This window comes from Helicovermis profundi (assembly GCF_033097505.1).
Classification (GTDB): Bacteria; Bacillota; Clostridia; order Peptostreptococcales; family Acidaminobacteraceae; genus Helicovermis; species Helicovermis profundi.
The window spans coordinates 1513406-1527152 of the sequence record NZ_AP028654.1 but is presented as its reverse complement, the minus strand read 5'-3'; the positions used below and the strand labels follow the sequence as shown (position 1 = coordinate 1527152).

Genomic DNA, 13747 nt, shown 5'->3' with positions numbered 1-13747 from the left:
CCTCTTTAACATAATATGATTATGTTAATCTTTTTTATATATTTCGAATCCAGTTTTCTTGTATATAAGATATAGTATTTTTCCAACGAATCCTACTATTTCTTTAGAATTGGTTATAGCCATTTCTTTGCCAAATGCTTTTCCGCCAACAGTTAGTGCTGCTACAAAACCACTTAATAAAATAGAGTAAATTATTTCATTTGAAGACTTACTATAATACAAAATTTTTAGTACTATAATTGCTACAGCAGATCCACTAACAATACCTGATATATCTCCAATAACATCATTGCAAAAATTAGAAACTTGACTCGCATTATTTAATAATTTTAAGGAAAATTTCGCACTCATTATTTTTTTAGCAGCCATAGAGTTAAATGGTTTTAAGTCCGCCGCCGTGACTGCAATTCCAATTGTATCAAACAACACACCAATTCCAATAATAACAATTAAAATTACACTTGCAAAAAAAATGTTTAAGTTTCTAAGTAAATTTTCTGAAACTATACTCATTAGTATAGCCAATACAAAAGTTAACAAAGTAACTCTTATTATCCATTTATTAATTTTTATTTTCTTCATATTGTTACATCCTTATATTCGGATTAAATATAATATATAAAGTGGCTGTATGTTGAGTTAATCTTACGGCTTAGGTTCAGTAGGATTTCCCATATCAATACTGGTTTGTCGCCAAATCAGTGGTTCCCCTTTAAATCGATATATATATAGTCACCTAATATATAACTGAATCGCCACTTAGACCGTACTGCAATCCCCAACATACATCAGTCTAGGAGTTTTCCTCGGCAAATCTTATAACTCTTAGCCTCTTTTGCAGAAAAGGTTTCGAACCTTTTATTGATTCTTCTACCAGTTCCACTCAAGGCAGGCTACACTACAAGTAGCTTTCACCACAATGCAGGTGTAATCTCACAGTAAAAGTAGTGAGTCTCCACGGAAAAGAGGGTCATCGCCCGCATGCCATTGCGGATCGCCCCCTTTCCCTTTCTCCCAGAAACTGCCCTCAACTGGGCGTCAAAAGCAGCAACCAGGAGCTTCATCGATGTGCCCTTTGGCGAATTTTTAGCCACGCCTTCAAAATTATAGTTATTGACTAGAATACTGTGCCACTAAATTAAATCATTAAATTTGCAAAAATGATGCCTAATATTGCACCTGCAAAAACTTCAAACGGGGTGTGACCTACAAGTTCTTTTAATTTTTCTTCTTTTATTTGGTGCGTTTTATAAAAATCTGTAATAATATGATTAATAATAATTGCTTGCTTACCAACTGACCTTCTAACTCCAGAAGCATCATACATAACAATTAGTGCAAATACTAGTGAAATTGCATAAATCGACGAATCCCATCCATCTATAAGTCCTACCGCAGTAGAAAGACCCATTACAAATGACGAATGGCTACTAGGCATTCCACCAGAACCAATTAATCTATACAAATCTAGTTTTTTATACTTATACAAATTTGTAAAAACTTTTAATATTTGTGCAATTAACCAAGCACAGAACGCGACCTGAAAAGCCGGATTTATTATTATTCCTTCAAAAAAATTCATTCTATCACCTATTTTTCTCTATTTATCAAAAAAAGTATTAGTTTTTCCAAAAAGACAGTATCAGCATTTATTTCTCTGAGTATTTTTATTGAATTCATAGACAACTTTTCAACTTCTTTCTTTGAATTCTCTATTCCAATTAGACTTGGATACGTAACTTTACCATTTACCTCGTCGCTGCCGGTAGTTTTACCTAATTTTTCTTCGCTACCCTCAATGTCAAGTATATCATCTACAATTTGAAAAGCTTTTCCAATATTTAGCGCAATTTTTTTCACGCGTTTTAAATCTTCATCCGAAGCATTTCCAATAATAGCACCGCTTAACATAGAAGCTTTTATTAATTGACCAGTTTTATTTAAATTAATGTAGTCAAGAGTTTCTTTATCAATTTTTATACCTTCAGATTTAATATCTGCAATTTGCCCTAATATCATTCCTCTATAGCCAGAAGATGATGCAATTACATTCATCGCTTTTAAATACTTATAACTATTGTTTCCATTTGAATCAATTGCAATTTTAATCATATTTTCAAATGCTAAATTAAGAAGAGCATCACCTGCTAGAACTGCAACATCCTCACCATATTCAATATGTAATGTAGGCTTTCCTCGCCTTAATAAGTCGTTATCCATTGAAGGAAGGTCATCATGTATCAAAGAATAAGTATGAATCATCTCAATAGATGAAAGGAATTTTACGGATAAATCGTCTACCACTGAAAAAAGCTCAAAAACTGCGATTGCTAAAATTGGCCTTATTCTTTTTCCACCTGAAATCAAACTGTATTTCATTGCATCTGTTATCAACTGTTGATATGAATCTAAGTTTGAAGGAAAAACATTTAGTAATTCTTTTTCAATAATTGTTTTTAATTTAACAAATTTTTCATCATTAATCATTTTGCTCACCATCAAAATTTTTCTCAACTAAAGCATCATTCTCTTCAATTAATATTTTAACTTTATTCTCCGCTTTTTCAAGTGTATTTAAACATTTTCTGTATACTTTAATTCCATCTTCAAATAGTTTTAACGATTCGTCTAAAGACGGCTCATTATTTTCAAGTTTATGTACAATTGTCTTTAGAGTTTCTAAATTGTCTTCAAAATTATTTTTTTTACTTGCCATAGTTTTCACCTTCTTCGATTTTTCTAACTTCACAATTAGCTATTCCATCGATATATTTAATACATATAGTATCTTTATTTTTAAGCATCTTTACTGAATTAATAAGCAAATTATTTTTTTCGGTAATAACATAACCTTTTCCAAGTAACTCTAATGGATTTAATGCGTTCATAAGAGCAATAGCACTATTGAGCGTATTTCTATAATCATTTAACTTAAAAGTGTTAATAAGTTTGACCTTGTCGTAATAACTATCAATTTCTAATGAGGCAATATTTATTTTCTCAGAAACATTTTTAAGTAATTGCTCTTTACTATAATACTTAATTTCTGATCTTTTGGAATATAAATTTCTTTTAATTTGATTCTTAATAGATAAATATAAGGAATGTAATTCATCTATAAGCATAATCTCATTTTTCACAGCAAGTTCTGCTGCTGCAGAAGGTGTTGGCGCTCTAAGATCAGATACTAAATCAGCTATTGTAAAGTCAGTTTCATGCCCTACTCCTGAAATTACTGGAATAGACGACTTAAATATTTCAACAGCCACATTTTCTTCATTAAAAGACCATAACTCCTCAATAGAACCGCCACCACGTGCCAAGATAATTAAGTCAATATCACTTAAACTATTTGCAGTTTTAATTGCATTTACAATTTCGACAGATGATTCTTTTCCCTGAACACGTACTGGTATAACTAAAATATCACTTCTTTTAGTTCGTCTTTTTATTACATTAATTATGTCCCTAATTGCAGAACCCGTAGGAGACGTAATAACAGCAATTTTTTTAGGAAACTCAGGAATTTCTTTTTTAAGGGAACTATCAAAATAACCTCTTTTTTTAAGTTCGTTTTTAAGAAACTCAAATTTTTCATATAAAGTCCCAATTCCATTACTTTCTATTTCTTTTACATATAATTGATATTTTCCGTCTCTTGGATATACAGAAATATAGCCTTTGACTTTAACACTTTGGCCATTTTCTAAATTCAAAGTATTATGTGAGGCGTCACGAGAAAACAAAACACAATTGATTTTTGAGTCTTCATCTTTCAAAGTAAAGTAGGTATGGCCACTACTGTGTAATTTGTAATTTGAAACCTCACCAATTACAGTAAGTGAACTAAGTATAGGATCAATATCTAATGTTCTTTTTATATATTTATTAAGTTCCGTTACAGAAAGTGCACGTATCTTCATAAGTTCACCACTTTATATAGTTTTAATAATAGATCCTAGAACACCATTCACAAAATTTGAAGATTCTTCATCACCAAATTTTTTTGATAATTCAATTGCTTCATTTATTGCGACTTTATTTGGAATATCATCTGCATAAAAAAGTTCTGTTATCGCAAGTCTAAGAATTGATAAATCTACCTTAGGAAGTCTTTCAATATCCCAATCTTTTAGATTTTCTGTAATCGTCTTATCAATATCTACCTTATTGATTAAGAAGAAGTTTACAACGTTTTTAATATACAATTTTTCTTTGTTTTGATTTGTAACATTATTAATATATTTTTCAATTAATTCATACTCAAACTCATTCTTAATTTCCATTTGAAACAACGAATTCATAGCATACTCTCTTGCTAACTTTCTACTCATTTTTCCTCCAATTACAGTTCTTCTTCCAAAGTGTCCTTAACAGTTTTTTTGCTGATGTTTATACCATGTACATGTATATTTACTTCGTTAACAAGTAAACCAGTCATAGATTCAATCGCATTTTTAACATTCTCCTGAATTTTCCATGAAATATCAGGTATTTTTATACCATAATCAACTACAATATTTAATAATACATTCACTTTTTCATCTTGAATATCAATTTTTATTCCTTTTTTAAGGTTTTTTATACCTAGTTTTTCTCCTAAATTATCTGTAAAACCACCATATAAACCACTTACACCTTTAATTTCTGATGCTGCAATAGAAGTAATTATACCAATTACGTCATCTGATATATTTACATTTCCATATTCTAAAGAATCAATATTTGTATTTTCAGCCATAACAATTCCTCCTAATAAAACATAAACTACATTACTATAAATATTATACCAAATTTTATATTAAATTAGCAAATAAATAGCCCGATTCTAAGAATCGGGCATTTTTTTTTGCTACTTTTCTTCTTCGTCTGTTTCTTCAGTTTCTTCAAAATCTTCTAAATCATATTCATCTTCATCACATTCGAAATTGTAAACGATAAATTTTTCTTTGCAACTTGGACATTCAACTTCAACTTCACATTCATCATCAAACATTTCTTCTTTTACAAAAATTTTCTCTCCACACTCTGGGCATTCAAATTCATCATAAAATTCGTCTTCGTAAATAGCATCTTCGATTTCAGTTAAATCTTCATCAATTAGGTCAATTGTTTCATCAATGTATTCAATATCTTCTTGAACATCTTCAACAGCTAATGCTAATTCTTCGATTACCTCAATCATATTAATCATTAATTTACCTTCGTTTGTATCTTCTTTGATGTTCATTCCATCAGCTAGTCCTTTTAAATATGATACCTTTTCGTATAAATAACTCATTCAAATACCTCCTATTTTTAATTTTTATGCTCTAGACAAGTAATCACTTGTTCGAGTATCGATTTTTACTTTGTCACCTTCATTGACAAATAATGGAACATTAACTACAGCTCCTGTTTCAAGAGTTGCTTTTTTTGTAACATTTGACGCTGTGTCACCTTTGACACCAGGTTCAGTTTCTTTTATTTCAAGTATTACAAAAGTAGGTGCTTCAACTAAAAAGCATTTACCCTTATAAAATTTAACTTTTGCTGTATCATTTTCTTTAATAAATTTAATCGCATCTTCAACTTGTTCGTAAGGAAGAGGAATTTGTTCATAAGTTGTATTATCCATAAAGTAATAAAGTTCACCATCTGAATATAAATACTGCATATCAAAAGTTTCTATATGAGCCTTTGGAAATTTATCAGAAGGATTAAAAGCTTCTTCTCTTATAGCTCCTGTGATAAGGTTTTTATATTTAGTTCTAACAAATGCCGCCCCTTTACCAGGCTTAACATGTTGGAAATCAACTACTACAAAAGGATGACCATTCATCTCAAATGTTACACCTTTACGAAAATCACCTGCTGAAATCATTATTATTTACCTCCATTAATATCTTTTTTTTCTTTTAAAGCATTTATTGCATATATATAACCAAATTTTCTTAATCCAGATATTTGGCCTATACAAACTGGTGCTATAACTGACTTGCCTCTAAAATTTTCTCTTGCATGAATATTTGATAAATGCACTTCCACCGTTGGAATTCTTACAGCTTCTATAGCATCTCTAATAGAATAACTATAATGAGTAAGAGCACCAGGGTTAATAACAATATAATCTATTTTGGTATCCAAGGACTTATGAATTTTGTCAATTATTTCACCTTCAGAATTTGATTGAAAAAAATCAAAAAGAATACCAGTATTATCAAAGTATTCCTTAATAAATAAATTAATATCTTCTAAAGTTTCTGATCCATAATGCTCTTTTTTCCTAATTCCTAGTAGATTTAGGTTTGGTCCATTAATAATTAGAACTCTACTCATAAAATCACTTCCTATATCAGTAATATAATAACATAATTCACTATTTTTGAACAGTAATAATATTAAGTATTTCAATTTTTATATCTTCTAAATTTTTCCCATCACAATCAATGACAATATTTGATGCTCTTTTGTATAATAAGTTCCTCTTTTTATATAAATCATTAATTTTATTTAACAGATTTTCTTCATCTAATAAAGGCCTATTAGAAATAGATTTATTAAGGTTAAGAAATAAATATTTAGGACTATATTTTAAATAAATAACTGCATTACTTTTCTTGATTTTATTAAAATCATTTTCTAAAATAACTCCACCACCAGTAGAAATTATACACATTTTTTCTTGATTTAATGAATTTAATACTAAAGATTCAACAATTCTAAATTCACTTTCTCCAAATTCATTAAATATGTCATTAATAGTTTTTCCAAATTTTTCTTCAATCATTTCATCCATTTCTCTTACTTTAAAATTAATTTCATGAGAAAGCAGCTTTGATATGGATGATTTACCTGAACCCATCATTCCAATTAAATATATATTATTAAATACTTTCATTTATACTTTATGCCTTGGATGTTTTGAAACTACAGAAATTGCTTCAATTAATGCTTTAAGAATATCAGTTTCAAATTGAACTTTCATTTCATCAAGTTTTGTATAAAGTTCACCTTTTTCAGTAACAACATAATGTGGTTTAAGATTATTTAATGCAATCGCTTTTATATCTAATAAACAGAGTTCGCATTTACAAATATTCGGAAAAGCTAGTAATAAGTTTGGTAAAAAATGCTCTACTGATACTTCCATATAATTTACAAGTTTCATATTAAGCAGCTCCTTTGAATTAAATACAACTATTTTACTTCATGCCATGACTTTATTATATATGATTTTATCTTACTTGTCTTTGTTATTCCTAATAAAACACTTGAATTATTTTGCTTAGCAACCGGTATATCATTAGGAAAAACACTCATAGATAAATTTCCGTCAATACTTCTCGTTGTATTTCCATCAGATTTATTTGTAATTAACTCTTTACCTATATCACTATAAGTTGCACTATAAACTTCATTGTTTTTAGAAATAATATTAATTAGTGATGAGTCATATAAATCTTCAGAATTTGAAGGTTTATTAAAAAACTTCTTCTCTCCAGATCCAAAAACTATAATATTCTTATTAGAAATAATCGGACCATTAAATTTCATTGTATTGCCTGCACTTGAATAAATATATACACTACCTTTAGTTGCTATAAATCCTTTAATATCATTATATTTTGAATCAGCAGCTATTATTACTGCATTATTATCATTTATATTAGAAATAATTGATTGCGGAACATTGATATATATATCTTTTGTAGGATCACTGTTAATAAAGATAAAATTATTTGGGTCAAGTGATTTTTGAATATCCACAGTTCCATTAAGTTTTAAAAAATCATCAATTCTATTATTTTGATTAGAATGAGTTTCATAATTTCTATCACCTAAAATATTAATTTTAGAATCTATCTCAATACACTTTGAACCTCTTGCAATGTTAAAAGACGAAGGAATCATTGATCTTTTAGGGCTTATAACTTGACCTTTAGTCATAATAACACCTTGAGAATAATTAGAACTATATGTAGTAGCAGCACTTTCATTAGTAGTAGCATCTACAGATTCTAAATCCAAAATATTTCTATCCCGTGATGATATAGTGTGTGAATTAGTAGGCGCATTAGCATATTCAATAAAATGATTTGCTTTAAACTCACTACTCTTAATTATGTTTCCACTTCCATCAATTGGTTCTACTAGAATTTGTCCTTGGTAGTTAACGTATTTTGCAGTAGCATATTCTCCTGGCAAAATATTGTTATAGTAATCTAAATTATTATTTGTTATAAGCGATTCTCCTGTTTGATAGTAATATTTAGAAGAATTTTCCTCTCTATAATAATTGAGATATGCAATCCCAGCTATCATTACATGATTAGCTCTAATAGAAGTATTGGCAGATTTTGTAGCAATTATAAGACTACCAGATAGATCGTCCCTTTCAGAAGAATTACTTGGATTTCCATCTAGAATTGTCCATAATGTACCTGTAGCATTATCGTTTTTATTTCCTATATCAATTGAAGCATCATCGCCTTCAATTCTTAAATCCTCCATCAAATATAAATTTTTCTTAAAATTTGCTATTACCGAATTCCCCGTTTTATCAATTGATAAATAATTAGAATAAGTATCACCATTAACATCTATTTTAGCACTATTTTTCATAAGTCTTATAGAAGATCTAACTTTTAAATCACCGCCAATTTCAATATCACCACTACCACTGAGACTAGCACTAATAATATCTGAAGTTGAAATTCCCTTTGGAGTTAAGTCGAGTTTACTAGTATCGTTTTCATCGAGTCCTACTAATAATCCACCTAAGTCATCATATCTATATTCATTAGTCTCCTTATAGGTACCGTATGAGTACACATCTGTATCTGTCGTTACTTTTCCACCAACCACAACAATATTTCCATATGCTGAAAGGTTATTATGTAAAAGTGTATTATCTTTTATACCTTTACTCTTAATTGTATTTGAAATAACATAGCTATATTGAGGTTTAATTATTTTAATATTGATCTCTAATGATTTTCTATAAATATTATAAGTTCCATCTGTTACTATATCTAAAGTTAATCCATTAACCAAATCATAAGCCGTTGACAAAGTAATATTAGAAAGACTAGCAGTTGAAAATTGATCAACGTCTTCTGGCTTAAATGCAACATTCTCAATTGACGTCCTATAATTATCTTGAAGATCAATATCTGTTCTTAACTCTAAAGTACTCTTATCAACATAATTATTGCTATTATCAAGTAAAATGTAATCTTTTGAAAAAATATCATTATCATTAAATCCATTATTACCAGTATAATGTAAAAGAGATAAGTAATATTCTTTTTCAAATTCTCTGTCATATGCTTTTTGAAGTTCATAATTCGCTTCTTCTTCATTTAAAGTTCCATTAATTTTATCAATTTCAATCTTGTTAAGAAAATTTTGCCATTTACCTTCTTTAGTATAAGAACTAGGAGAATCAATATCATTTATATGATCACTAGCTTTTATTTCCGCCTCATGACACATTTCATTAATTTCAACTAAAGATTCTTCAATTGCACCATCATTGACATAGAAGGCTTTATTTGAACTTTGTGATAAATTGCTAACTTTAAAATTTAAAACTGTAGCACCTACCATTGCAGTTCCTAAAATTATTAATAAAAAAATCATTATCATAACAAAAACCAAAGATGATCCATAATTATTATTTATTTTATTTGATAAAGCATTCAAAATTTTATTCAAAATAACACCTCTTTTACTTTTTAACGCCTGAAATTAATCTAGAATATACAAAGTTATTTTTAGAAACTTCTATGATTACTTGGTAAAAATTATCATTATTAGTATTCACTACTGGTGTTTTAGTTAAGCTATCAACAAAATTTATATCTGTAGATGGAGAATTGTTTTCAAAAGTAAAATCCATTAAACTATAATTATCATCATATGAATAAACAAAAATATTGAATTTTGAATTATTTACAATATGAAGATTGATCTTCGTTGGCAAATTTAACGAATCAAAACTTTCATTCGGGTCAAATTCAAGCACAAATTTATTATTTGTAATAGTATATTCACCTGCATTTACATTTACGATAGATGCATTTGAATTATAGGTAAATATTTCCGATATATTCGATGCATTACTATCATTTAAAGTTAATACATAAGTATTATTGTCCACAGTTCCACTAGCTATTGGAGTTAGAATATTATTATTAATTCTTAAAATACCATTATCATCAAAATAATTAAAACTATCATTTGCAGTCTCAAGTATTGAATTATCAAAAGTATTTATTGTAGTTGTATTTTCATCTTTTAAATCGCTGTTCTTATGCTCGTAAGTTACACTAATATCATATTTATCTTCAGTATAATGAGTGATTGGATTGCTAGGAAGAGAACTTTCTTTAAAATCTTCCATATATTTTTGCGCTAAATAATCAGCTTTTACAGTATTATCCGACATTTTATTTACATTTAATGAATCAATAAATACTGATAAAAATGGGCCAACTAATAATGCTAGTAGCCCCATTGCTATAATAAGTTCTAGTAAAGAATATCCTTTTTTGTTTTTCAATTTATCACCTACTGATTATGAGAGTATAACTTATATTCACCAAGATTGCTATAAATTTGAATCCTAGGTTTTAATAAATCATCGCTGTAAACATGTGCAGAAATTTTTAAATCCGTTTCATTTGTAATAACTAGAAGTGCACTTGAATTATCATTCAAAGGCAATCTCGGTTGAGATGATATTTCAATTACAACCTCTTTATCTTTTATATTATAAGGTTCAAGTAAATCATATCCATCACCAGAGGGGTATGATTGAAGTGATGTTCCATATTGATAATAATATTTACCATTTTCCTGTTTTAGTTTCAAATAAATATTTTCAGTGCCAGTGTTGTCTGCAAACAAAGCAGTGTATCTAAGCGGTGATTTCCCAATTGAAAGCGTTGGAGAATCAGAAGAACTTGGTTTTAAATCTATAAAGAAATCCGAATTACTGTAATAAGATGAAGGAGTATTAGATGAACTTCCAGTCGTAGTATCTGCATTATTAGAATTCGCACCTGTATTTGCATTATTTACTATGTCTGTAATCAATGAAGTGCTTGAATTATTAGTAGTTGTACTTCCTAGAGTTGCTCCTTTATATACCTTATACTTAAAAGGATTATCGTTTCCATAGTCTCCATTATAAGGCCAATTTATTGCTTTTAAAATTTCATTATCATAAAAATAAGGGAATGAAAGTTCAATACTTCCTGATACTGATGCTTCATCTTCCGTATCTTTAACTAAAGAAATATTTGCTATAACAATTTTTTTATTATTTTTTTCAATTGTTTGTAAAAAAGATTTGACATCTTCGTATTTTCCGCCAATGCTTATATTTACAGAAAATTCGTTGTAATCTCTTTTAACTTTTTCATCGTATGTTTTGTTTTTGTATTTATTCATATTAGAATTAATATTCGTCGATTCAACAAATTTAGAATACTCATTTAAAATACTATCAATTGGTTCTTCGTCATTTGTCTTTTTAAAATCTGTTGTTCCATTATCAAAAGAAATCGTAGATACTAAAAGATCATTATCATTAACTAACTTATCCAAATAAACAACGATTTCTTCTTGATGAATCACAGGTGGAAGAGCTTCTTCTAAAACACTAACTTTATTTTTAAAATTAGAAATAAGCGTTTCCATATCAGATTTTCTCATGATGTTGCTCTCTATTGAACGAAGTTCAACTATCTTTTTTTCATAAATATCTTTTGTAGAATGATATTTGTCAACTATTGGTGTAAGTAGGAATCTATAAATTCCAAATCCAACAATAGCAAGCACAAGTACAATTAGTAACATTTTTTCCCTATTTGTTAGCTTCAATAGATTCACCTCCATAACTGCAAATAATATTGAAACTTAGTTTCCTTGTTTTTTTTCCATCGCTTTCTACATATGCAATGTCACTAATAGAATCAACAAAAACATCATCAAAATAGTTTAATTTTTTCAAATTATATATAAATTCAGCAATTTGTTCATTAGTATCTGCAATAGCACTAATAGTAATGTCTTTCGTTGAATTTACATTCATATTTTTAAAGATAACACTTTTTGGTATTTCCTTTTCAACTATATTAATAATGTAAACAATAGACTTATTTGTATTTTCAATTTCTGTTACAAGTTTCACTTTTGCATCAATTCGTTTTTTAAGTACAAATAATAAATCTTGAGATTTTTTTTCTTCAGATAAGTTATTTATTTTCTCTATTAAACCTGAGTAATTATCAGATGCTTTTGTACTATAAATCTCCTTGTCATACCAGTTGGTTATTTTAATCAATTGATTTAAGTAATTAATTGAAAAAAGCGTAAATGCTAAAACGCATATACCAACCACAAAGTAGTATCTGTTATTCTTTTTTTTCTTAATATAAGTATGTGGCAAAAGATTAATAGTTTTTGATAAATAATCATTATTAGAAATATTACTAGTAGAATTTTTGTTTTTATTTAAATTAATATTCATCTATACCAACCCTGCCCCTATTGATGATACAAGTAAATTGAAATCAGAATTATTAATATTAGTATTATTTATTCTAGCTTCTGCTACTGTTTTAACATCAATCATAAAATTTTCATACAAGTAACCTTTTAAATTAACTAAATTTGCTCCACCACCACATAAAATAATTTCATCTATAGAAGTTCCAAAGCGTCTCGTCCTATAAAAATCAACCATTCTATTTATTTCCTTATAAATATCGTAGTATACCTCGTTAATTGAAAACTTCTTTTCGATTTTTTCAGTTGAAACTTCATTAATACTTCCCATATTTTCAAATTGTTTTCTAATAACTTCAAGTTTACTAAAATCAATCTTATTTTTATTTACTATTTCTTCATTTTTTTCTTCCGCATTTTCTCCCTTTACTCTTTTTAAAGCTTCAGATAATGAAGCCATCTTATTAGTTGGTTCATTAGAATCTCTATCTATAGGTAAATCATTATTAGTCTTTATCTCTTCTATATCAAATTCAATCCTTCCAAATAAAATGTCCCTGGCTTTTTCTAGTGGTACATTGTTATTATTCGAAAAGTTTTCTACAAGATCTTTTATTCCTACGTCTGCATTAATACTTGCAAAATATTTTTCGCTTTGAAATACATTCATTTTTAAGTTAGTTTCACCAATATCAGCAATTAAAATATTTTTATTTTCTGATACAAGATTTTGCTTTGCATATTTATAAATAGAATCCGTATAAGGAGAAAAAAGAAAAATTTTGTTTTTAGACTTTTCAACTACCTCTAAATGGTTGTTTACAATTTCTTTAGGTAGAGCAATAATAAGCACGTTTATTAAAGATTCATCTTCATCAGAATCAGAAATAACTTTATAATCAACCATAAATTCATCAATATTATATGGCAAAAACTGTTCAGCTTCAAATTTAACAATTTCAGTTAATTCCTTTATTTTAACTTTAGGAAGTTCCCTAGTTCTAACTATAGCTTTATTATTTGGAAGATTTAAAGCTAGATTTTTATTTTTAATTTTCATTTTTTTTAATTGATTCAGTAGTTTAGGTACAACTTCGTTTATATTTAAACTTCCATCAAGATTTATATATTTTTCAGAATTTTTATATATTGAATATGACTTAATCTCAATTGAATTATTTTTTAAATTACCATATATTATCTTTGTTTGATTAGTTCCAATATCTAAACATATTATATCTTTAGCCAA

The 13747-nt window shown here is 27.9% G+C and carries 17 protein-coding genes; all 17 read right to left on the bottom strand.

All coding sequences use genetic code 11. The features are described from left to right. Positions 1-24 precede the first annotated feature (24 nt). Complete coding sequence (locus AACH12_RS06735; protein WP_338537293.1) at positions 25-582, bottom strand: hypothetical protein; 558 nt, start codon at positions 580-582, stop codon at positions 25-27. Between the two features lie 556 nt (positions 583-1138). Next, a complete protein-coding gene (locus tag AACH12_RS06730) occupies positions 1139-1582 on the bottom strand; it encodes a divergent PAP2 family protein (RefSeq protein ID WP_338537292.1) in 444 nt (147 codons plus the stop codon). Positions 1583-1590: 8 nt separating this feature from the next. Continuing rightward, positions 1591-2487 carry a polyprenyl synthetase family protein gene (locus tag AACH12_RS06725; RefSeq protein WP_338537291.1) on the bottom strand — a complete coding sequence of 299 codons (897 nt, stop codon included), beginning with the start codon at positions 2485-2487 and terminating at the stop codon, positions 1591-1593. Beyond that, positions 2480-2716 carry an exodeoxyribonuclease VII small subunit gene (locus AACH12_RS06720; protein ID WP_338537290.1) on the bottom strand — a complete coding sequence of 79 codons (237 nt, stop codon included), beginning with the start codon at positions 2714-2716 and terminating at the stop codon, positions 2480-2482. The genes AACH12_RS06725 and AACH12_RS06720 overlap by 8 nt, the downstream gene beginning before the upstream one ends. Beyond that, a complete protein-coding gene (xseA, locus tag AACH12_RS06715) occupies positions 2706-3923 on the bottom strand; it encodes an exodeoxyribonuclease VII large subunit (protein WP_338537289.1) in 1218 nt (405 codons plus the stop codon). The genes AACH12_RS06720 and xseA overlap by 11 nt, the downstream gene beginning before the upstream one ends. Positions 3924-3935: 12 nt before the next feature. Further along, complete coding sequence (nusB, locus tag AACH12_RS06710) at positions 3936-4334, bottom strand: transcription antitermination factor NusB (RefSeq protein ID WP_338537288.1); 399 nt, start codon at positions 4332-4334, stop codon at positions 3936-3938. Positions 4335-4345: 11 nt separating this feature from the next. Continuing rightward, entirely contained in the window at positions 4346-4741 is a 396-nt protein-coding gene (locus AACH12_RS06705; protein ID WP_338537287.1) for an Asp23/Gls24 family envelope stress response protein, read from the bottom strand. Positions 4742-4852: 111 nt separating this feature from the next. Further along, positions 4853-5281, bottom strand: coding sequence for a CD1247 N-terminal domain-containing protein (locus AACH12_RS06700; RefSeq protein ID WP_338537286.1), 429 nt, complete (start codon positions 5279-5281; stop codon positions 4853-4855). Positions 5282-5305: 24 nt separating this feature from the next. Further along, the gene (efp, locus tag AACH12_RS06695) at positions 5306-5863 is read right to left on the bottom strand and encodes an elongation factor P (RefSeq protein ID WP_338537285.1); all 558 of its coding nucleotides are present in this window, start codon (positions 5861-5863) and stop codon (positions 5306-5308) included. Positions 5864-5865: 2 nt separating this feature from the next. Continuing rightward, the gene (aroQ, locus tag AACH12_RS06690; RefSeq protein WP_338537284.1) at positions 5866-6318 is read right to left on the bottom strand and encodes a type II 3-dehydroquinate dehydratase; all 453 of its coding nucleotides are present in this window, start codon (positions 6316-6318) and stop codon (positions 5866-5868) included. Between the two features lie 40 nt (positions 6319-6358). Then, positions 6359-6880 (bottom strand): shikimate kinase, encoded by a 522-nt coding sequence (locus AACH12_RS06685; protein WP_338537283.1) that lies wholly within the window; start codon positions 6878-6880, stop codon positions 6359-6361. After that, positions 6881-7150 carry a late competence development ComFB family protein gene (locus tag AACH12_RS06680; protein WP_338537282.1) on the bottom strand — a complete coding sequence of 90 codons (270 nt, stop codon included), beginning with the start codon at positions 7148-7150 and terminating at the stop codon, positions 6881-6883. It abuts the gene before it with no gap. Between the two features lie 29 nt (positions 7151-7179). Next, positions 7180-9699 carry a hypothetical protein gene (locus tag AACH12_RS06675; RefSeq protein WP_338537281.1) on the bottom strand — a complete coding sequence of 840 codons (2520 nt, stop codon included), beginning with the start codon at positions 9697-9699 and terminating at the stop codon, positions 7180-7182. Positions 9700-9712: 13 nt separating this feature from the next. Continuing rightward, a complete protein-coding gene (locus AACH12_RS06670) occupies positions 9713-10546 on the bottom strand; it encodes a prepilin-type N-terminal cleavage/methylation domain-containing protein (protein WP_338537280.1) in 834 nt (277 codons plus the stop codon). An 8-nt stretch (positions 10547-10554) separates the two neighbouring features. Next, entirely contained in the window at positions 10555-11871 is a 1317-nt protein-coding gene (locus AACH12_RS06665; RefSeq protein WP_338537279.1) for a hypothetical protein, read from the bottom strand. Further along, positions 11855-12520: a PilN domain-containing protein gene (locus AACH12_RS06660; protein ID WP_338537278.1), complete on the bottom strand. Its 666-nt coding sequence runs from the start codon at positions 12518-12520 to the stop codon at positions 11855-11857. The genes AACH12_RS06665 and AACH12_RS06660 overlap by 17 nt, the downstream gene beginning before the upstream one ends. Further along, complete coding sequence (gene pilM, locus AACH12_RS06655; RefSeq protein WP_338537277.1) at positions 12521-13747, bottom strand: pilus assembly protein PilM; 1227 nt, start codon at positions 13745-13747, stop codon at positions 12521-12523. It abuts the gene before it with no gap.

Coding starts and splice junctions, on each gene's coding strand:
- AACH12_RS06735 (WP_338537293.1), bottom strand. CDS start 582: ATGAAGAAAATAAAAATTAATAAATGGATAATAAGAGTTACTTTGTTA.
- AACH12_RS06730 (WP_338537292.1), bottom strand. CDS start 1,582: ATGAATTTTTTTGAAGGAATAATAATAAATCCGGCTTTTCAGGTCGCG.
- AACH12_RS06725 (WP_338537291.1), bottom strand. CDS start 2,487: ATGATTAATGATGAAAAATTTGTTAAATTAAAAACAATTATTGAAAAA.
- AACH12_RS06720 (WP_338537290.1), bottom strand. CDS start 2,716: ATGGCAAGTAAAAAAAATAATTTTGAAGACAATTTAGAAACTCTAAAG.
- xseA (WP_338537289.1), bottom strand. CDS start 3,923: ATGAAGATACGTGCACTTTCTGTAACGGAACTTAATAAATATATAAAA.
- nusB (WP_338537288.1), bottom strand. CDS start 4,334: ATGAGTAGAAAGTTAGCAAGAGAGTATGCTATGAATTCGTTGTTTCAA.
- AACH12_RS06705 (WP_338537287.1), bottom strand. CDS start 4,741: ATGGCTGAAAATACAAATATTGATTCTTTAGAATATGGAAATGTAAAT.
- AACH12_RS06700 (WP_338537286.1), bottom strand. CDS start 5,281: ATGAGTTATTTATACGAAAAGGTATCATATTTAAAAGGACTAGCTGAT.
- efp (WP_338537285.1), bottom strand. CDS start 5,863: ATGATTTCAGCAGGTGATTTTCGTAAAGGTGTAACATTTGAGATGAAT.
- aroQ (WP_338537284.1), bottom strand. CDS start 6,318: ATGAGTAGAGTTCTAATTATTAATGGACCAAACCTAAATCTACTAGGA.
- AACH12_RS06685 (WP_338537283.1), bottom strand. CDS start 6,880: ATGAAAGTATTTAATAATATATATTTAATTGGAATGATGGGTTCAGGT.
- AACH12_RS06680 (WP_338537282.1), bottom strand. CDS start 7,150: ATGAAACTTGTAAATTATATGGAAGTATCAGTAGAGCATTTTTTACCA.
- AACH12_RS06660 (WP_338537278.1), bottom strand. CDS start 12,520: ATGAATATTAATTTAAATAAAAACAAAAATTCTACTAGTAATATTTCT.